At 42.9% G+C, this 20115-nt stretch carries 21 protein-coding genes and 1 pseudogene; 19 read left to right on the forward strand and 3 right to left on the reverse strand.

What is annotated here, in order from left to right; translation table 11 throughout:
• Window positions 1–37: 37 nt before the first annotated feature.
• On the forward strand, window positions 38–448 hold the full coding sequence (locus tag ACESTK_RS14585) for an ATP-binding protein (protein WP_373120078.1): 411 nt from the start codon (window positions 38–40) through the stop codon (window positions 446–448).
• 144 nt (window positions 449–592) lie between these two features.
• On the forward strand, window positions 593–1981 hold the full coding sequence (locus ACESTK_RS14590) for a uracil-xanthine permease family protein (protein WP_118583668.1): 1389 nt from the start codon (window positions 593–595) through the stop codon (window positions 1979–1981).
• Window positions 1982–2247: 266 nt separating this feature from the next.
• Here the strand turns inward: ACESTK_RS14590 and ACESTK_RS14595 are convergent, their stop codons facing one another.
• Complete coding sequence (locus ACESTK_RS14595) at window positions 2248–3477, reverse strand: 6-phosphofructokinase (protein ID WP_373120079.1); 1230 nt, start codon at window positions 3475–3477, stop codon at window positions 2248–2250.
• Window positions 3478–3530: 53 nt separating this feature from the next.
• Between ACESTK_RS14595 and ACESTK_RS14600 the strand changes: the two are divergent.
• From ACESTK_RS14600 to ACESTK_RS14670, 15 genes and pseudogenes are all read left to right on the forward strand, one after another.
• Window positions 3531–3605 (forward strand): annotated as a pseudogene (locus ACESTK_RS14600) (DUF6783 domain-containing protein); the annotation flags it as partial.
• A gap of 13 nt (window positions 3606–3618) precedes the next feature.
• Window positions 3619–4050 carry a hypothetical protein gene (locus ACESTK_RS14605; RefSeq protein WP_373120080.1) on the forward strand — a complete coding sequence of 144 codons (432 nt, stop codon included), beginning with the start codon at window positions 3619–3621 and terminating at the stop codon, window positions 4048–4050.
• 112 nt (window positions 4051–4162) lie between these two features.
• The gene (locus tag ACESTK_RS14610; RefSeq protein ID WP_373120082.1) at window positions 4163–5458 is read left to right on the forward strand and encodes a VWA-like domain-containing protein; all 1296 of its coding nucleotides are present in this window, start codon (window positions 4163–4165) and stop codon (window positions 5456–5458) included.
• Window positions 5455–6975 carry an ATP-binding protein gene (locus tag ACESTK_RS14615; RefSeq protein ID WP_187565725.1) on the forward strand — a complete coding sequence of 507 codons (1521 nt, stop codon included), beginning with the start codon at window positions 5455–5457 and terminating at the stop codon, window positions 6973–6975. Before ACESTK_RS14610 ends, ACESTK_RS14615 begins: the two co-directional genes overlap by 4 nt.
• A 297-nt stretch (window positions 6976–7272) precedes the next feature.
• Window positions 7273–8139, forward strand: a complete 867-nt coding sequence (srtB, locus tag ACESTK_RS14620; protein WP_373120084.1) for a class B sortase — start codon at window positions 7273–7275, stop codon at window positions 8137–8139.
• 139 nt (window positions 8140–8278) lie between these two features.
• Window positions 8279–9007 (forward strand): NAD-dependent protein deacylase, encoded by a 729-nt coding sequence (locus tag ACESTK_RS14625; RefSeq protein ID WP_118583678.1) that lies wholly within the window; start codon window positions 8279–8281, stop codon window positions 9005–9007.
• A 55-nt stretch (window positions 9008–9062) separates the two neighbouring features.
• Complete coding sequence (locus tag ACESTK_RS14630; protein WP_173715669.1) at window positions 9063–9257, forward strand: DUF951 domain-containing protein; 195 nt, start codon at window positions 9063–9065, stop codon at window positions 9255–9257.
• A gap of 109 nt (window positions 9258–9366) precedes the next feature.
• Window positions 9367–9654, forward strand: coding sequence for a 30S ribosomal protein S6 (rpsF, locus tag ACESTK_RS14635; RefSeq protein WP_117851485.1), 288 nt, complete (start codon window positions 9367–9369; stop codon window positions 9652–9654).
• A 74-nt stretch (window positions 9655–9728) separates the two neighbouring features.
• On the forward strand, window positions 9729–10181 hold the full coding sequence (locus tag ACESTK_RS14640) for a single-stranded DNA-binding protein (protein ID WP_118583680.1): 453 nt from the start codon (window positions 9729–9731) through the stop codon (window positions 10179–10181).
• A gap of 42 nt (window positions 10182–10223) precedes the next feature.
• Window positions 10224–10490 carry a 30S ribosomal protein S18 gene (rpsR, locus tag ACESTK_RS14645; protein ID WP_118583682.1) on the forward strand — a complete coding sequence of 89 codons (267 nt, stop codon included), beginning with the start codon at window positions 10224–10226 and terminating at the stop codon, window positions 10488–10490.
• Between the two features lie 29 nt (window positions 10491–10519).
• Window positions 10520–10798, forward strand: a complete 279-nt coding sequence (locus ACESTK_RS14650; protein ID WP_118583684.1) for a DUF6783 domain-containing protein — start codon at window positions 10520–10522, stop codon at window positions 10796–10798.
• Between the two features lie 10 nt (window positions 10799–10808).
• Entirely contained in the window at window positions 10809–12863 is a 2055-nt protein-coding gene (locus ACESTK_RS14655) for a DHH family phosphoesterase (protein ID WP_118583686.1), read from the forward strand.
• Window positions 12860–13309: a 50S ribosomal protein L9 gene (rplI, locus tag ACESTK_RS14660; RefSeq protein WP_118583688.1), complete on the forward strand. Its 450-nt coding sequence runs from the start codon at window positions 12860–12862 to the stop codon at window positions 13307–13309. Before ACESTK_RS14655 ends, rplI begins: the two co-directional genes overlap by 4 nt.
• 64 nt (window positions 13310–13373) lie before the next feature.
• Window positions 13374–14702: a replicative DNA helicase gene (gene dnaB / locus ACESTK_RS14665; protein WP_118583698.1), complete on the forward strand. Its 1329-nt coding sequence runs from the start codon at window positions 13374–13376 to the stop codon at window positions 14700–14702.
• Window positions 14703–14890: 188 nt separating this feature from the next.
• Window positions 14891–15445, forward strand: a complete 555-nt coding sequence (locus ACESTK_RS14670) for a helix-turn-helix domain-containing protein (protein WP_173715668.1) — start codon at window positions 14891–14893, stop codon at window positions 15443–15445.
• 68 nt (window positions 15446–15513) lie between these two features.
• Here ACESTK_RS14670 and ACESTK_RS14675 read toward each other — a convergent pair whose 3' ends face one another.
• Window positions 15514–15684 carry a DUF362 domain-containing protein gene (locus ACESTK_RS14675; protein ID WP_118583690.1) on the reverse strand — a complete coding sequence of 57 codons (171 nt, stop codon included), beginning with the start codon at window positions 15682–15684 and terminating at the stop codon, window positions 15514–15516.
• A gap of 297 nt (window positions 15685–15981) precedes the next feature.
• On the opposite strand from ACESTK_RS14675, the gene ACESTK_RS14680 reads away from it, so the two are divergent.
• The gene (locus ACESTK_RS14680) at window positions 15982–16185 is read left to right on the forward strand and encodes a DUF1858 domain-containing protein (protein WP_117851487.1); all 204 of its coding nucleotides are present in this window, start codon (window positions 15982–15984) and stop codon (window positions 16183–16185) included.
• Between the two features lie 193 nt (window positions 16186–16378).
• Here the strand turns inward: ACESTK_RS14680 and ACESTK_RS14685 are convergent, their stop codons facing one another.
• Complete coding sequence (locus ACESTK_RS14685) at window positions 16379–17158, reverse strand: adaptor protein MecA (RefSeq protein WP_148463156.1); 780 nt, start codon at window positions 17156–17158, stop codon at window positions 16379–16381.
• A 1290-nt stretch (window positions 17159–18448) separates the two neighbouring features.
• Here ACESTK_RS14685 and ACESTK_RS14690 point away from each other — a divergent pair.
• Entirely contained in the window at window positions 18449–20107 is a 1659-nt protein-coding gene (locus ACESTK_RS14690; protein ID WP_187565729.1) for a glycosyl hydrolase family 18 protein, read from the forward strand.
• Window positions 20108–20115 lie beyond the last annotated feature (8 nt).

The following is a 20115-nucleotide window of genomic DNA, read 5'->3' on the forward strand; positions in this document are numbered from 1 at the left end:
GAAGCCTTGGTAGCGTATGGGAAAGGAGCTGTGAAATTTGAAAAGTATTACAGTGGAAGCAAAGATAGAGAATGTGGATAAAGTTACGGAATTTGTAAATGAAGTGTTGGAAGAAAAGGAATGTCCGTTGAAGGTTCAGATGCAGCTGGATGTTGCCATAGATGAGATATTTGGAAACATTGCTTATTATGCTTATGGGAAGGGCAGCGGAAATGCCACAATACAAATTGAAATGGAAGATAATCCGCCGAAAATCACATTGACTTTCATAGACCAGGGAATTCCTTATAATCCACTGGAAAACAAAGATCCGGACATTACACTGGACATTGAAGACAGAGAAATTGGAGGGCTTGGAATTTTTCTGGTAAAGAAAACCATGGATGAGCTTTCTTATGAATACGCTGACGGACAGAATATTTTAACCATGAAAAAAGAACTGGTATAAGATTAAAAACAAAAAAGATAAATGTTTACAAAAATAGACTGACTTTTTTGTGAATATTAAATACAAATATTTTAAGCCAACCTAATTGTTTTTGTACACCTTATTTGGTATACTGTATAAAACAAAAGAAAGCAGGAAAATATTATGAAGAGAGGCAGTATTTTTGAAACGGATGGTATCCCGCGGATACAGGAAGCCCTTCCTCTTGCGTTGCAGCATGTTGTTGCAATGATCGTGGGATGTGTCACCCCTGCCATTATTGTGGCAGGCGCAGCAGGGCTTGAGAATAAGGATCAGGTCATTCTTATTCAGGCAGCTCTGGTAGTTGCTGCGTTGTCTACCTTGCTCCAGCTTTTTCCCATTGGGAAGAAGTACAGGATTGGTTCAGGACTTCCCATCATTATGGGTGTCAGCTTCGCATATGTACCAAGTATGCAGGCCATTGCGGACGGGTACGGAATCGACACCATTTTGGGAGCCCAGATTGTAGGCGGTGTTGTTGCCGTTATCATGGGAATTATGGTAAAAAAGATCAGGGTATTTTTTCCACCTCTGATCACAGGAACAGTGGTATTTACCATCGGACTTTCCCTGTATCCCACTGCGATCAACTACATGGCTGGTGGAACCTCTAATCCGGATTATGGCTCCTGGCAGAACTGGCTGGTGGCTTTCTTTACCCTTGCAGTGGTAACGGTCCTGAACCACTTTGGAAAAGGAATCTGGAAGCTTTCTTCTATTCTGATTGGTATGCTGGCCGGATATGTGGTATCCATTCCATTCGGAATGGTGGATCTTTCAAGCGTGGGTAAGGCAAGTGTGTTCCAGGTACCACAGCCGTTGCACTTCGGAGTGCATTTTGAGATTTCTGCATGTGTAGCCATCGGACTGCTTTTTGCAATTAACTCGATTCAGGCAATTGGTGACTACTCTGCAACTACCATCGGTGCTATGAACCGGACTCCCAAGGATTCAGAGCTTCAGGGTGGTATTGTAGCTTATGGTATTACCAATATTCTTGGAGCCCTGTTCGGAGGACTTCCAACTGCAACATACAGCCAGAACGTTGGTATTGTTACCACGACCAAGGTTATCAACCGCTGGGTTCTGGGACTGGCAGCTGCGTTCCTTGGAATTGCCGGATTTGTGCCGAAATTTTCAGCACTTCTGACCACGATTCCCCAGTGCGTATTGGGTGGTGCCACAGTTTCCGTATTTGCATCTATTGCTATGACAGGTATGAAGCTGGTGGCTTCTGCAGAGATGGATTACCGTAATTCCTCCATTGTAGGTCTGGCTGCAGCACTTGGTGTGGGCGTTTCCCAGGCAAATGCAGCACTTGCCACACTTCCTGCATGGGTGACTACCATTTTCGGGAAATCTCCGGTTGTGCTGGCAACGATCATAGCAGTCTGTCTGAACCTGATCCTGCCCAAGTCAAGGGATGAGGAGAAAGAAGAGAAAATTTATGACAGCCAGGTTCAGGAGAAACTGGAAGAAGATCATAAGATGTTTGGAAATGATCAGGAATAAGGCAGAAGAAATCATGGATTTTTGCTGATTGTGTGAAAAATAAAAAAAGTAAGAACTCCTTTGTTCTGTAAGATCAGTTAGAGCCTTTTTTAAACACGCTCTAACTGATCTTATAGAGAAAGGAGTTCTTTTCTTTTTCGTGAGCCACAAGAAAAACATGTAGAATATGTTTCGCCCTGTTTAAATCATGATACCGTATAGGGAGATTCTCTGCAGGGTTTGAACTCAGAACGGCGAGGTTATTTTGTTACTGTCCACTGGTAACGTTATTTTCTGTATACGCAGACCGGAAGTCCGTCTTCGCCCATAGGCAGTTCTACATTTCCCTGAATCAGCGGACGTGCATAATGGATGAAATCCTCTGTCACGTCAGAACCGTCCTGGCTGATCCAGGAAAGGGGAACGGTTTTCTCCTCATTACAGATTTCATTGACATCCTCAAGTCCACATCTCATCTGGTAAACGCCCTTAGAGGTCTCCTGACGGATGAAAGATACCATTTTCCCAGTTTCGCCTTTCAGCGCAGCCTGAACGCCGAAAATACCGGCTGTAATGGCCTCCTGGCGATCCGTGTCAGAGAGCATGGAGGCACTGCAGCGCTGGCTTACATTCAGTTCAATGGAGCGGGCTTTCACGCCAAGTCGGCTTCGCACCAGGTTTTCCAGATATTTGCCGCAGCCTGCCAGCATTTTATGACCAAAAGTATCGGTGCCTACAGAATTGTCATATTCGCAGATAAAAGTTCCCTTATTATCATGAATGCCTTCGGAAACGCAGACAACAACATTACAGTTTTTTTCGAAGCAGGTTTCTGTTTTTTTCAAAAATTCTTCTGTATCGAAGGCTGTTTCAGGAAGATAAATAAGAAGCGGGTTATCGCCGGTATATTTGCGGGCGAGAGCGCTGGCTGCTGTGAGCCATCCGGCATGACGTCCCATGATTTCTACGATGGTCACGGATTTTTTCTCATAAACATTGGCATCCAGGGTGATTTCACGAACTGTGGAAGCCACATATCTGGCAGCACTGCCAAATCCAGGAGTGTGGTCAGTATGCACAAGATCATTGTCAATGGTCTTCGGCTCTCCGATAATGCGGATGTCACTGCCAATCATGGCTGCGTAGCGGGAAAGCTTGCTCACAGTATCCATGGAATCGTTGCCGCCGATGTAGAAAAACCAGCCGATATTCATCTCCTCAAATTTGCGGAAAAGCTCTGGGTATACCGGATCTTCCAGAGATTCCGGAAGCTTATAGCGGCAGGAGCCCAGGTAAGCGCCTGGAGTGTAGGTAAGATATTCCAGCTTTTCCCCGGGAAGTGCTTCTTCAAAGTCAAGGATGGTGCCCTTCAGAAATCCTTCAATACCGTTTACCATGCCATAAACATGTCCAATTTCTTCCTGTTTTATGCCCTCAGAAACTACACCATAAAGGCTGCTGTTGATAACTGCAGTAGGTCCGCCGGATTGTCCGACGATCAAGTTCTTTTTTTCCATTTTAATGAAACCTCCTGTTGTTCTTAGCGCCTGTTTGAAAAAGGTCTTCTGCAAAATATACCGCAAATTGTGACGCGCATCTTGCTGGAATGATTTTTCAAAAACACGCTTTGGTATTTTTATTATAACAGGAGAGAGCGTATGTGGCAAATGAGAAAAATACGATTGTGGGAAAAGGCAGGATGGATTATAATAAGAAGCAGGGAAACTGCAAGAAAGCTGGGATTATATATGGAAGAAGAGCGTGATATGCGGTATGAAAAATTCCAGACAACAGGACAGGAGCGGATTCGGCTTGCCTGCGCTTTGGAAGGATTTTTTTTAACAAATGAGTGCGAAGAAGAGAAAAAAACTGCCTATGGCCAGTATCTGAAGCGAAGAATCCGTCCTGCTATGGAAGCTTTGATCCGGGAAGAGAACGTGGGAAAAATGGAGCTCTTGGAGAGTTTTGGCTGGTTTGGAGCAGAAGAACTGGAGAATTTTATCTGTACTGCCAGAAGAGAGCGAAAGCTGGAGAGCCTGGTGTGGCTGATGAGGTTAAAGGATCAGAAATACGGATATAAAGAGAAATAATTTGACCTTTAGCAGGAAAGAAAGCGAAACTATGCAGGACAATAAAGAAAGAAAAATGTCTGAAAATACAGGCAGTTTCATAAAGAAAAAAAGGCAATACCAGGAAATGGGAATGAAAATCCTGCATACCTGCAGGAGTGAAATCTGTGCAAGATTTCCATTTTTTTCTTATGCATCAGCAGCCCTTTCGGCGGTTGTGGAGACAAAAATGTTTCCGAACAGCATGGAAAATGAGAACTCTTCGCAGTCCTGGATCCATGGAATTGGAACTGACGGTGAGAGGATAATAGCAGACCCTGTATTCCTGATCTATATCTGGGCAGAGAAGCCGGAAAGGCTGAAAAGAGGCTGCCTGCACATGTTGTTTCACTGTCTTTATCAGCATCCTTTTTCTGATAAAAAGATGGAAGCAAGATTGTGGAATGTGGCCTGTGATCTGGCTGTGGAGCTTCTGATCTGGAAGAATATTCCGGAAAATTTATGGCAATATTCGTCAGAAGAACTGCAAAAAAGAAGACAGATTTTTAAATTTTTTAAAGGCAGAAATTGCTCTGCTCAGGTACTTTATCAGCTTCTGAAACAGGAAAAATTCCCGTTTAATATTGAAGAGCTGGAATCTCTTTTTTCCTTTGATGATCATTCCCTATGGAGTGTAAATCCATGGAAAAGGGAACAAAAACGGAGCAGGTGGGAAAAGATTCTTACATATACCACTCTTGGAAGGGAGCGGCAGAAGCATCGGATCGGAGCAAGTTCTGGAAGTAAAGAAGAGGAATTGGAGGAACTGTACAAAAGCCGATATGATTATCGGAAATTTCTCCGAAAATTTGCTTTTCCAAGGGAAGAAATCCAATTGGATGAGGATAGCTTTGATTATATTTTTTATAATTTTGGAATGGAGCAGTATGGAAATCTGCCGCTGATCGAGCCGTTGGAATACAAAGAAGTGAATCGTCTGGAGGAATTGGTGATCGCCATTGATACCTCTGGTTCCTGTTCCAAGGAGCTGGTCCGGAGATTCCTTGGAGAGACTTACCAGATCCTCAGCACCCGGGAGAATTTTTTTAAGAAAATGAAAGTATATATTGTCCAATGTGACTGTTGTATTCAGTGGTACCAGGTGATCCATTCAGAGGAAGAATGGAAAGAATATATGCAGAAGATAACCATACAGGGACGGGGCGGAACCGATTTCAGGCCTGTTTTTGAACTGATCAGAAAGGAACAGGAGAAGCGGGAATTGCAGAATCTGAAGGCTTTGATCTACTTTACTGACGGAGATGGGATTTATCCGAGACAGAAACCGGATTATGAAACGGCCTTTGTATTTGTGAAAAAGACGGAAAATATGAAACTTGTGCCGGACTGGGCTTATAAACTGGTTATCGGCGAAAGGATAAAAATATGAATATCAAAGACGCAAAAAATGAGATTATCCATACCCTTGCTGCTTATCTGAAAAAGGACGGGAATGGAGTTTATACCTATCCTTTGGTACGGCAGCGCCCGATCCTTCTGATCGGTCCGCCGGGAATCGGGAAAACTGCTGTTATGGAGCAGGTTGCAGCCGAATGCAAGGTGGGCTTGGTGGCTTACACCATCACGCATCATACTCGTCAGAGTGCAGTGGGACTTCCCAAAATTGTGACCAGGAATTACGGTGGTATGGAAACAAATATAACAGAATACACCATGAGCGAAATTATTGCTTCTGTGTATGAGTACATAGAACAAACGGGAAAAAAGGAGGGAATCCTCTTCATAGATGAGATCAATTGCGTGTCAGAGACGTTGGCCCCGGCTATGCTGCAGTTTTTGCAGAACAAGACCTTTGGAACCCATAAGGTACCGCAGGGATGGATTATTGTAGCTGCTGGCAATCCGCCTGCATACAACAAATCTGTCCGGGAATTTGACATTGTTACGCTGGATCGTGTAAGAAAGATTTCCATACAGGCAGATACAGATGTATGGCTGGAATATGCGGGGGAAAAGGGCATACATGGCGCAATTTTGTCCTATCTTTCTCTTAAAAAAGAGAATTTTTATATGGTGGAAAATACAGTAGATGGCAAGTTTTTTGTGACTGCCAGAGGTTGGGAGGACCTTTCCGAAATCCTGAAAAGTTATGAGGAACTGCAGGTGGAAATCGGAGAGGAACTGATTGGAGAATTCCTTCAAAAAGAGGAAATTGCAAGAGATTTTGCCGGTTATTACAGACTGTATGAGAAGTATAAATCTGATTATCAGATACAGGAAATTCTTGATGGAAATGTAATTTCCGGGCAATTGAAGACTTGTTGCGATATGGGAAAAAAAGCATCTTTTGAAGAACGCTTTGCTGTAACTGAAATGCTTCTTGAAGCTGTGACAGAAAGAATTTCAGTTTTTCAGAAAATAGATGAAAAGACAGAAAAACTATACGAAAATCTTAAATTGCTGAAGATTTTTTTGCAGGAAAAGAACAGCGTAGAAGCTATGGAACAGTTTGTTGCTTCCAGAAGAAAAGCACTAGATGCGAAAATCTGTTCAGAGCTTCTGACAGCAGAAGAAGCTGCCAGGGAAGAGGAACAGATCAGAATTCTGGAAGAGTATTTTTTTCAGTTGAAAGAGCTGCATATTTCTGACGTGGCAGAAGGAATAGAACAAATCGGCGAAAGGTTTGGCAATGTTTGCAGATTACGAAACGAGAAACTTGAGGAAACGAAGAAGATGCTGGAACAAGCCTTTTCTTTTCTGGAAGAGTGCTTTGGGGAAGGGCAGGAATTGCTGTTGTTTGAAACCGGACTGACAGGAGATGACAGATGCAGTATTTTCATCTCTCAGTATGGCTGTCCTTCTTATTTTAAACATTGTGAACTTTTGCTTTACAGCAAAAAAGAAAATGAGCTAAGGAAAGAGTGCAGGGATTTGCTGGAAGAATAAGTGAAGAATGTAGGAATTACTGATGCTGAAGGTATGACGTGTATAATACTCTGAGCACGAAATCATGCTTTGCATGATCTCGTGCCGTAATTCTCGGGTTTTCTGTGAACTTTGTTCACAAAAAACACCTCACGGAATGTTACCGGTGAACAGGAACTGTTGCTGTTCACTGGTAATATATCCTGAGACAGAGGTTGCAGGAAAATTTTATAGCCTATATAATATAGAGAGACTTTAAAAGTTTTATATATGCGAAACTTCAGATTATGTGAATGATATTGGTAGAAGGAGGTTGCCATGAGCGAAGATAAGAAACCCAAAAAGAAGAAAAAAGCAGGAGATATATTTCTCACAATTGTACTGATTGCTGCAATCTGTATATTTTGCTACGCGGCATACAATCTTTATCACATTTATACAGAGTATAAGAAAGGCTCAGATGAGTATAATGCGATTGCCCAGATGGCGGTGACAGAGCGTGATCCGGATCAGGACAGTACCAGTGAAAGTGAGGAAGCAGCAGGACCAGACGGACCGGCTCTGAAGGCCCCGCTGGATATTGATTTTGATTCTCTTCGAAGCATTAATACAGATGTGATCGGCTGGATCTATGTGGAGGCACTTGAAGGTGTCAGCTATCCGGTGGTAAAGGGAACTGACAATGACCAGTATCTTCATATGACTTATGAGAAGAATTATAATTTTGCCGGAACTATTTTCATTGATTATGAGAATAAGGCAGATTTCAGTGACTGCAATACGCTGGTATACGGTCACAATATGAAGAACGGGACTATGTTTGGACAGCTGAAGAATTTCAGTAAGGATGATTCTGCTTACAATAAGAGCAAATATTTCTGGATATTTACCCCGGAGAAGACTTACCGGTATGAGATTATTTCTGCGTATACCACAGCGGTAAACAGTGATACATATACACTGTTTAAGGGACCTGGACAGGAGTTTGTGGATTATATGAATAAAATAGTCTCCTATTCTGATGTTAAGACTACACCAGGTGAGTTGGGCGTAGACGACAAGATCGTTACCCTTTCCACATGTACCGGTAATGAGTCTACCCGTTATGTGGTTCAGGGAAAAAGAGTGGATACTTTGGATGTTGTGAAGAAATCAGACAGCACGAAGCAGACAGGTGATAATTAGAATCGGATCTTCTTGAAAAAAGCATGCAGACCTGTAAACGGCCGGGAAATTTCTGCAGGGCTGCAGAGGGATTTTGAGAGAGATATCGGAAAGCATATTACTGAAAAATGTGTACCGTATAATGATTGGAGGAATGGACATGAGTAAGGAAGTGGAAAGGCTTCAGGAGCTGATCGACCAGTACGATAATATTGTATTTTTCGGAGGAGCAGGAGTTTCTACGGAGAGCGGGATCCCGGATTTTCGAAGCCAGGACGGACTTTATAATCAGAAGTATGATTATCCGCCGGAAACTATTTTAAGTCATACCTTTTTCATGGGTCATCCTGAGGAATTTTATCGTTTTTATCAGGACAAGATGCTATGCGATACAGCGAAGCCGAATGCAGCTCATCTGAAGCTGGCAGAGCTGGAAGAAGCCGGAAAGCTGAAAGCAGTTATCACCCAGAATATTGATAATCTGCATCAGATGGCAGGCAGTAAACATGTACTGGAGCTTCACGGAAGTGTATACCGGAATTACTGTATGAGATGTGGGAAATCCTATGACTTCAAATATATGAAAGCAGCGGAAGGGGTTCCAAGGTGTTCCTGCGGTGGAATTATCAAGCCGGATGTGGTTCTTTATGAAGAAGGACTGAATGACCGCACCATCAATGAGTCTGTGCGTGCCATTTCCCAGGCGCAGGTTCTTATTATAGGAGGGACGTCCCTGGCTGTTTATCCTGCGGCAGGATTGATCGATTACTTTTCCGGAGAACATCTGGTAGTGATCAACAAGTCCCCGACACCAAGAGATCGGTATGCAGATCTTTTGATCAAGGAGCCTATCGGACAGGTGTTTTCCCAGATAAAAGTAAAAAAATAGTGTGCTGAAAAAGGTTCTAAAGCAGAAATGAAGCAGGTAAATAAGGAGTTTATATATGGCAGCAGTTGTTTATGAAGTTGGAGATATTGTTACATTGAAGAAGGGTCATCCATGCGGCAGCAAAGAATGGGAAATCTTAAGAGTAGGTGCAGATTTTCGCCTGAAATGTATGGGCTGTGGACACCAGATCATGGTACCGCGGAAGATGGTGGAGAAAAACACAAAAAATCTTCAAAAAAAGGAAAAATAATGCTTTACAGCCTGAAAAAAGTATGTTAGAATCAAAAATCGTGATATATAAAATATCCTTGCTCTTTGACAGGCAAAGGGCCAACAGACCATAAGGAGGTAAGACAAGCATGAACAAGTACGAGTTAGCATTAGTTGTTAGCGCAAAAGTTGAAGACGAAGTACGTGATGCAGTAGTTGAGAAAGCTAAAGGATACATCACTCGTTACAATGGCGTTATCACAGACGTTGAAGAATGGGGTAAGAAGAAATTAGCTTACGAGATTCAGAAAATGCATGAAGGCTTCTACTACTTTATTCAGTTTGAGGCAGACGCACAGTGTCCGGCAGAAGTAGAAAGACATGTACGTATTATGGACAACGTATTAAGATACTTAGTTGTCAGAAAAGACGCATAATCTTTTTGCATAATCGGATTTAGAAAGCACCATTAAGAGCCCGTTCACTTAGTATATTAAGAGAGGTAAGAAGAATGAACAAAGTAATTTTAATGGGACGCTTAACAAGAGATCCTGAGGTGAGATATTCCGCAGGAGAGAATGCACTGGCAATTGCCAGATACACATTAGCGGTAGACAGAAGATTCCGTCGCGATGGAGAAGCAAGTGCTGATTTCATTCAGTGTGTTTCTTTTGGACGTACGGCAGAGTTTGCTGAGAAGTATTTCCGTCAGGGACTGAAGATTGCCGTTACAGGTCGTATTCAGACCGGAAGCTATACCAACCGTGATGGACAGAAGGTTTACACTACAGAGGTTGTTGTGGAAGATCAGGAGTTTGCTGAGAGCAAGGCTTCCAGCGACAGTTATGCTGCTTCCCATCCGCGCACAAGTGCACCGGAGGCATCTATGCCGAACCCGGGAACCGCTGCAGAGGGCTTTATGAACATTCCGGATGGCATTGACGAGGAATTGCCATTTAACTAGAGCTTAGCTCTTAGAACTGAATAAAACAGGAGGAAAACCAACATGGCTTACAATAATAGAAGCGAAAGACCAGATTCTCCAATGAAGAGAAGAGGCGGCCGCAGAAGAAAAAAAGTTTGCGTATTCTGTGGTAAAGAGAATAACGAGATCGATTACAAGGATGTAGCAAAATTAAGAAAATATGTTTCCGAGAGAGGAAAAATCCTTCCTAGAAGAATCACAGGAAACTGCGCGAAACATCAGAGAGCTCTGACTGTTGCTGTTAAGAGAGCACGTCATCTTGCTATGATGCCATACATCCAGGACTAATTTGGAAGTGTTTACCGCCATCCGGAAGGATGGCGGTTTTTCTATCTAGAGCGTGTTTGAAAAACCATTTCCGCAATCTGCACGCCCCACTTTGCGGTATATTTCACCCGAATTCGGTTGCCGTAGCCCACTACGGCGCCCTCATCCGGGCAAAATCTCCCACAAATTGTAACGCACATCTTGCAGAAAGCCTTTTTCAAACACGCTCTAATCTTCTATGGAAAAATACTCAGAAATCTGTTATACTATCTGGCAAAGGCGTATTTTGCCTGTCACTATGTAAAAGGTACCTGAGGATTTGTAAGTGAGGATAAACTTATGAATAAAAAACTGAAATTCAAGGGATCCATGAAGCAGTTCATGAGGTGGCCACTGTATCTGACCATTCTTCTTATATGGCTGGATATTCTTATTTTTATGGTAAGTGTGAAAGCAGGAATTCTTGCTACACTTGGAATTGTGGTATATATTGTGGCCGCACTTCTGCTTACCCGCTTTCACAGGCCGCTGATTCTCAATGATCTGATCGCGTTTGCCAATCAGTATGAATCTCTTGAGAAGCGTCTTCTGGATGATCTGGCTCTTCCTTATGCCATTATGGACACCAATGGAAGAATGATCTGGTCCAACAAGGTATTTGCAGAGCTTACCGGGAAAGAACAGCTGTATAACAAGCACATTACCACTATTTTTCCGGAGATCACACCGGATAAACTTCCTGTACCTGAGAAACAGGAGATCACAGAGATGAGCACCAACTTTGGTGACAGGATCTATCGTGTTTCCATGCAGCTGGTTACTATGAAAGATGTGGTAAATGAAGCCCGTATTCTGGAAAATGTGGATGCAGACATTAATCTTGTGGCAATGTTTTTCTATGATGAGACAGAGCTTCAGGAATATATTCAGAAGAATGAGGATGATAAGCTGGTAGTTGCCCTGGCATATCTGGACAATTATGAAGAAGCTCTGGAAGGTGTGGAAGAAGTCAGAAGATCCCTTCTGATCGCACTGATCGACAGGAAAATCACCAAGTATTTTTCCAATTTTGACGGACTTGTACGCAAGCTGGAGCGGGATAAATACTTCCTGATCATGCGTCAGAGTTCCCTGGAAGCATTGAAAGAACAGCGTTTTCATATTCTGGATGAAGTTAAGACGGTCAATATTGGTAATGAAATGGCAGTCACCCTAAGTATCGGTATTGGTCTGAACGGCGCAAACTATCTGCAGAATTATGAATATTGCCGTATTGCCATTGAGATGGCTCTTGGACGCGGCGGTGACCAGGTAGTAATTAAGAATGGAGATTCCATCGCCTATTTTGGCGGAAAATCCCAGCAGGTGGAGAAAAATACCCGCGTAAAGGCCCGAGTGAAGGCACAGGCTCTGAAAGAGTTTATGAGCACCAAGGATCGTGTTGTGGTTATGGGACATAAGATCACAGACGTAGATGCCCTTGGGGCTGCAATCGGTATTTATCGCGCAGGAAAGACCCTTGGCAAGCCGGTCCATATTGTAGTAAATGATCCGACCACATCCATCCGTCCGTTGATGGCGGGGTATATCAATAATCCGGATTATGAGCCTTCCATGTTTGTAGATTGTGCCCAGGCAAAGGATCTTGTGGATAATAATACAGTTGTGGTTGTGGTGGACACAAACAAACCAAGTTATACAGAGTGTCAGGATCTTCTTTATCTGACCAGGACGATCGTGGTGCTGGATCATCACAGAAGAGGCAGTGAAGTGATACAGAACGCAGTACTTTCCTATGTGGAGCCATATGCATCCTCCACATGTGAGATGGTTGCCGAGATCCTTCAGTATTTTGACGAGGATCTGCGTCTTCGCAGCCTGGAGGCGGATTGTCTGTATGCAGGTATGGTAATTGATACCAATAATTTTACTACACGCTCCGGCGTGCGTACTTTCGAAGCAGCTGCTTATCTTCGGAGAAATGGCGCAGATATTACAAGAGTCCGCAAAATGCTTCGGGATAACATTGATGCATATAAGGCAAGAGCGGAAGTTGTCCGCACTGCCCAGATTTACAGAAATTGTTTTGCAATAGGAAGATGCCCCAGCGAGGGGTTGGAAAGTCCTACAGTAGTAGGAGCCCAGGCCGCAAATGAACTTCTGAATATTGCAGGTGTGAAGGCTTCTTTTGTTCTTACTCCATATAATAATGAGGTGTATGTAAGTGCCCGTGCCATTGATGAGGTCAATGTGCAGGTTATGATGGAGAGAATGGGCGGCGGAGGTCATCTGAACATTGCCGGAGCCCAGGTGAAGGCTACAGAAGATGAGACAGAGAAAATGATCAAAGATATTATAGATCAGTTATACCAGGAAGGAGAATTCAAAGAATGAAAGTAATTTTACTGGAAGATGTAAAAGCCCTTGGAAAAAAGGGAGAGATTGTAAACGTCAGTGACGGATATGCAAGAAACATGATCCTGCCGAAGAAGCTTGGACTTGAGGCAACTCCAAAGAACTTAAATGACCTGAAGCTTCAGAAGGCAAATGAAGAGAAGGTTGCCCAGGAGAATTTAGAAGCTGCCAGAGCTTTTGCCAAGAATCTTGAAGATAAAGAGGTTATTCTTACTCTTAAAGTGGGAGAGGGCGGAAGAACATTTGGCTCTGTTTCCACAAAAGAAATTTCAGAAGCCGCCAAGAAACAGCTGAATCTCGATATAGAGAAAAAGAAACTGGTACTTCCAAACCCGATCCGCAATCTTGGCGTAACAAATGTACCGGTCAAGCTTCATCCTAAGGTGACCGGAAGCCTGAAAGTATGGGTAAAGGAAGAGGCATAAGGGTTACTGTGAAGAAGTGTAAACAGTAATGCATAAAGCTGCAGGAGAGGATGTTTTTTACGAAATGGAAGAAGCATTGATCAAGAGGATACTTCCTCACAGCATTGAAGCGGAACAGTCCGTTATTGGTTCCATGATCCTGGACCGTGATGCCATTCTGGTAGCATCAGAGATTCTTACAAGTGATGACTTTTACCAGAGCCAGTATGGTATTATTTTTGATGCCATGGTGGAGTTATGTAATGAAGGAAAGCCGGTGGATCTGATCACTCTTCAGAACCGTCTGAAGGAGAAGGAACTTCCACCAGATATCAGCAGTATGGAATATGTAAGAGATCTGATTTCTGCAGTTCCCACTTCTGCCAACGTAAAGTATTATGCCAATATTGTCAGCGAAAAGGCTGTCCTTCGAAGACTGATCAAAGTGAATGAGGAAGTGGAAAATGCCTGCTATATGGAGAAAGAAGGCACACAAATGATCCTGGAGGAAGCGGAGAAGAAATTGTTTAATGTTCTTCAGAGACGCTCCAGTGATGAGTTTGTGCCTATCCAGCAGGTGGTTTTGAATGCGGTGAACAATATTGAGAAAGCTTCCAAGATGAAGGGAACGGTAACTGGTATTCCTACCGGTTTCGTGGATCTGGATTACAAGACCTCCGGAATGCATGCTTCAGACCTGGTGCTGATCGCAGCCCGTCCGTCTATGGGAAAAACGGCTTTCGTTCTTAATATTGCCCAGTATATGGCATTTCGTAAGGACGTTACGGTAGCGATATTCAGTCTGGAGATGTCCAAGGAGCAGCTTGTAAACCGTCTCCTTGCCATGGAATCTCATGTGGATTCCCAGAATATGAGAACTGGTAATCTGAAAGATGAGGATTGGACCAAGCTGGTGGAGGGTGCAGATATTATCGGACGCTCCAATCTTATTATTGATGATACCCCCGGTATTTCCATTTCCGAGCTGCGTTCCAAGTGCCGAAAATACAAATTAGAGCACAATCTTGGAATTATTATGATCGATTATCTTCAGCTGATGAGTGGAAGCGGACATTCTGATTCCAGACAGCAGGAGATTTCCGATATTTCACGTTCCCTGAAAGCACTTGCCCGTGAGATCAGCGTTCCGGTCATTGCACTTTCACAGCTCAGTCGAGCTGTAGAGCAGCGCCCGGATCACAGACCTATGCTTTCTGACCTGCGAGAGTCGGGAGCTATTGAGCAGGATGCTGATATGGTAATGTTTATCTACCGTGATGATTATTATCATAAGGATACGGAGAAAAAGGGAATTGCTGAGATCATTATAGCGAAACAGAGAAACGGTCCTATTGGTACCGTTGAGCTGGTATGGCTGCCTCAGTATACACAGTTTGTAAATATGAAAAAATAAGGAAATGCTGATTGATTATGGTATTTCTTCGAAAAGGCCGGCATGTTATGTCGACCTTTTTTTCTTGCATTTGAAAGACCTTTTGTTATAATAAAAACAGTGAATTATGCTATTGTCCATACGGATGCTGTCTGGCAGCCAGACCGATTTGTTTTGTGGACAGCAACAATTTCATGAGGAGGGGTAGTATGGAAAAATGCTATACCGTGGCTGAGACTGTGAAGCTGACAGGGGTGAAATCTTATGTCCTTCGTTACTGGGAGGATGAACTTTCCCTTCCTATTCGCAGAAATGAGCTGGGGCATCGCTGCTACACCCAGGATGATATTCAACTGTTTTTGAACATTAAAGAACTAAAGAACAGAGGCTTGCAGCTTCGGGCGATACATGATCTTCTTCCAAAACTTACAAAAAAAGAAGGAATGGAAGTAATCGTGCCGGAAGAAAAGGATAAAATACATTTACTGGAATCTGAGAGTATAGAAAAAGAAGAGAATGAAACAAGAGATACACTTCGGGAAGAACTGCTGGAGAATGTTCAGAATTTTAAAGCGGAGCCAGATAAAAAGATTCTGGAGTTTCAGGAGATATTAGAACGTCTGATTACTCAGGAGCTTCATGCCAAAAAAGAAGGAGAAGACAGGTGGCGCACTCTGGATGCAGCCATCAGGAGACAGCAGATGGCAAGAAGAGAAGCAGCTGCATCTTCGGAGAAGAAGGGAAAAAAGAAAAACGGAGTGTAGAATGTGTTTGAAAAAGGGGAGCTCCATAGGAAGCTCCCCTTCATGCTATCATCACTTATGTGGGAAAATCAACCCTCGCTGATAGCGCCTGTAGGACAGGCATCAGCACAAGTTCCGCAGTCCATGCAGGAATCTGCATCGATTACGTAATGATCATCTCCCTGAGAAATAGCACCTGCTGGGCACTCGCTCTCGCATGTTCCACAGCTTACGCACTCGTCAGAAATTACATATGCCATTGTTATATCCTCCTTTAATCTCTTTAGTTCCCTTATGATTACTGTTCACAGAGTGAACAGAAACCCTTTCTGGGATATGAGTCTATTCTAATATATATGTCAAAGGATATCAAGTACAAAATTATAAACAAAATTTTAGAATTGTGACGGTTGCGCAAATGTGTATTTGGTATTATAATAGTGGAACGTGGAGAGTTACTGCCGGTTTTGATGTACTGGCAGGGAATTTTTTACGAGAGAAGCAGCTACTGATCAGGCTTGAACAGTGGCTCGATATAAAAAAGGAGGAAACAGATCATGGCACAGGTGACAAAAGATATGCTGATTGGTCAGCTTCTTCAGTTAGATCCTAATATGGCTGGTATTCTTATGGCATCCGGTATGGGATGTGTAGGATGCCCATCCGCACAGATGGAATCTCTGGAGGAGGCTGCTATGGTACACGGAATTGATGCTGATGTTTTAATCCAGCAGCTGAACGATTATCTTGCAGGCCGTTAGTATATAGTTTCTTGACGGGCTGTTCCGGTTGAGAAGGTAACCCCGACAGAGTATATACGAACTTATAATAAAAAGGACTGGCGATTTGCCAGTCCTTTTTAATACGGTTTTAGCCTGTTCAAAATGTCTGCGCAGCGTGCAGGCATTTTGGAATTGTCAGGCGGAGAATCCTGCAGGCAGGATTCTTTTTATTTCAGATTTTTGCAAGCTGCTGCAAGGCTTTGCGGGAAATGAGCTCACCATGTTCCTTTAAATGAGCCTCTCCGGCAGCAGTAAAAGCGCGTCCGCTGCCGTATTCAGAAAGAATATTGCATACTTTATTGAATTCTTCTGCTGTGCAGGAGGATTGATGTACAATCAGCTGGTAAAGGGAATTCTCATCCTTGTAAAGGGTATTGATGCCTTTATAGAATCCATCCAGTCCATGTGCGGCAGCAATGACATCATCCAGAGTATGGAAAGTATAGAGCCGTATCAGGTTTACCGAAACTTTCCGGGTATTGGAAACAGATTCAGAAGCTTCCGTACTTCTGGAAGTCCTGGAAGCTCCAGATTCTTTGACCTCCTTGTTACTGGAAGAAGCTCCCTGAGAGGCTGCTTTCTGTGTCTCCTCATATAATTTCTGGAAGATATCGATGATATTATCAGCACCATCGAAATGAAGGGTATCCTGCTTGGTTTTTTTATATGGTGAAAATTTGGAGAAACGAGTGTCAAGTTCTTCGGGATCCTCTACCTTGGTGACAATCAGAATGACACTTTCACCGTTTACGGGAATTGCCTCGATCATCAGCGGGATGTTATCAGCTTCAAAGCCAAATTCAATCTGAGCCTGCTGCATCATTTCACGGAAAAGCTTCTTGGCTTTATCTGTGCCGTAGGCAAGCTCGCTGATACGGATCTGGTGGCTGTCCAGATCTTCCTTTGTAAGAGTACAGCGGATTTGATTGTCACTGATTTTTTCTATTTTCATATGATCACATCCTGTTCTTGGAAATAGTGTTTATTATTAAAAGATTACCATAATCAGTTGTTAATGCTCACTTCGCGAATAACAACACACTTCGCGATGCACAGAAATCATGCATTCGCATTATTTCGCGCCGGGTTTCCCAGGTTTTCTGTGAACTATATTCACAAAAACACCTCGCGGAACACTACCAGTGAACAGTAACAATCAGCTATCTTGATTCCTCATTGTATAATATATGTTTCAAAAGTGCAATAGGAAAAAAACAGGTAAATTCAGTTTGTAAATTTCAGTTGCAACTTATTAAATTTTTCGAAACAGAATGGAAAAAAAGAATAAACTGGTAAAAATCTATTGCATAATGGAAAATGAATCCGTATAATGGGGAACAAGAAAAAAGAAATGGATCTGTGACTCACAAGCAATTGAGAACAGAGATAACACAGATTCGTATTAAATATTAACATTAACATCTATTTTTTCTAAAAACAGCGTCGATTTATCATGCAGCGTATCAGCTGGGGCGGTGTTTGCATTCCCTGAAGATGAAATGAGTTCACATTCCGTCTCTTTTTTCTGCAAAATGATTCAGGTGTTTTCTGAATCCATAAAGGAGGAAAGGAGGTTAGGACACGAAGCGTATATCACGATCAGGAAAGGAAGAATCCTGCAGATCGCTGGAGGGTGAGCTGAATCAGTATGAAGAACTGGGAATTGCTCTTTATCTGGAAGGGCTGCCCAGTGATGCCAGAGCCATTGCAAAAGCCTGTCAGATTGCAGATGGCGGAGGATATATGCGGGATTATACAGAGGACGAGAATGGGCATATAGCCCGTGTGGATTTCGATTTTGTAATCGATGATCAGCAGTTGTAAGCCATGAATATTCAGTACATACCGGAATTTCTTCAAGACCAGCAGTTTCCCCCTACTCATGCTTTGGCAGGAAGAAATTTCCGGTGCTGCTGATTGCAGGAATGATTCTAGTACATCGAATATTAAGTAACTGCCATATTGACTTGTCTGATTTTTCATCTGCTGCGTTGTCGTCAGTCGCAGTAGCTACCGCTACGCCTCCTTCCTCCGCCTTGTATATGAGAAAATCATCCTACGTCAATATAGCAGATACTTAATTTTCGATGTACTAGATACCAACATTCAATAATGTAAACAAATTGTAAAAAGTCGAATTATGTAATACAATCCTGAAAAAAAATATGTTATAATGATAATCGACTGTGGAAAAGTCCGCAGCAGATATCAATTAGACGTTCACTGAGAGGATAAATATTTTATGAAGAGAAGAATTAATCCTGTAGTAGTGGTGTGCATGCTGATCGCAGCAGTTACCCTGATCGGAATTGTTACAACCCTGATCATGCGCCGCATTCCTACCAGGAAACAGATGGATTTGACTGAATATTATGGACAGACAGACGATTCAGAAGCCGTAATTATAGTAGGTACCCAGATTCTGGAGCAGAAGGCAGTTATGTCTGGCGAACAGCCATATCTTCCTGTAGATGTGGTGGATAGTTATCTGAACCAGAGATATTACTGGGATGAAGAAGGTCAGCAGATTCTGTACGCTACTCCGTCGGAGCTGATTTATACACCTGCTTCCACTGAGGCGGGCGGTGATGTATGGCTGAAGGACGGAACCGCTTATCTGAGCCTTGATTTTATAAAGAGATATACAGATCTGGATACTTATGTGTACCAGCAGCCAAACCGTATAGCGATTCAGAAGGATTTTTCAGGCGTATCAGTTGTCACAGCAACTAAGGATACATATGTGCGCTACCGTGGAGGAATCAAATCAGAAGTACTATCCAAGGTAAACAAAGGAGATAATCTGATCCTTATGGAAGAACTGGAGAACTGGGATCAGGTAGCCACATGGGACGGTTATATCGGATATATAGAGAAGAGCAGTGTAAGTGATGTTCAGAATCTGAATATGGACAGAAAAGCAGTTGGGGAATCTTATACTTATCTTACCATGGACCAGCCAGTGAATCTGGTATGGCATCAGGTAATGTCCACAGATGCCAATGCAGGACTTTCGGAGGCTATTCAGAATATGACCGGAGTGAATGTAATTTCACCAACCTGGTTCTATGTAACTGACAACAATGGTAATATTATCAACAATGCTACAGCTGATTATGTATCTCTTGCCCATGAAAAAGGGCTGAAGGTATGGGGACTTGTGGACAATTTTACGCAGGACATCAGTACTTATGAGGTATTGTCCAGAACAAGTTCCAGACAGAATCTGATTTCACAGCTAGTGAATGCAGCTGTTGGAGCTGGAATTGATGGAATTAATGTGGATTTCGAGCAGCTTAGTGAGGACGTGGGCGTTCATTTCCTGGAGTTCCTCCGGGAGCTTTCTATAGAATGTCATAAGAACAATCTTGTTCTTTCCGTAGACAATCCGGTTCCAGAGGATTTCACCAGTCATTATGACAGGGCTGAACAGGGCAAGGTAGTAGATTATGTCATTATTATGGGATATGACGAGCACTACGTTGGATCCGAGGAAGCGGGCTCAGTAGCGTCTCTTCCATGGGTGGAGAAGGGAATTCAGGATACTATCGCTGAAGTTCCGGCGCAGCGTGTGATTAATGCAGTTCCATTTTACACAAGATTATGGAAAACAGAAGCTGGCAGCTTATCTAGTGAGGCAATTGGCATGGATACTGCCCAGGAAGTAGTAAATACAAATAATGCCCAGGTATACTGGGACAGCGATGTAAGTCAGAATTATGGAAGCTTTGAGAAGGATGGATGCACTTACCAGATCTGGATTGAGGATTCTCAGTCTATTGCAGCGAAGGTACAGCTGATACAGAAATATAATCTTGCCGGTGTGGCAGCATGGAAATTGGGATTTGAGAATAGCAGTATCTGGCAGGTGATCACAGATAATCTGTCTGCGTCTAATTAAAACAGGTA

Origin of the sequence: Ruminococcus sp. Marseille-P328 (assembly GCF_964249465.1) — a bacterium.
GTDB lineage: Bacteria > Bacillota > Clostridia > Lachnospirales > Lachnospiraceae > Blautia_A > Blautia_A faecis.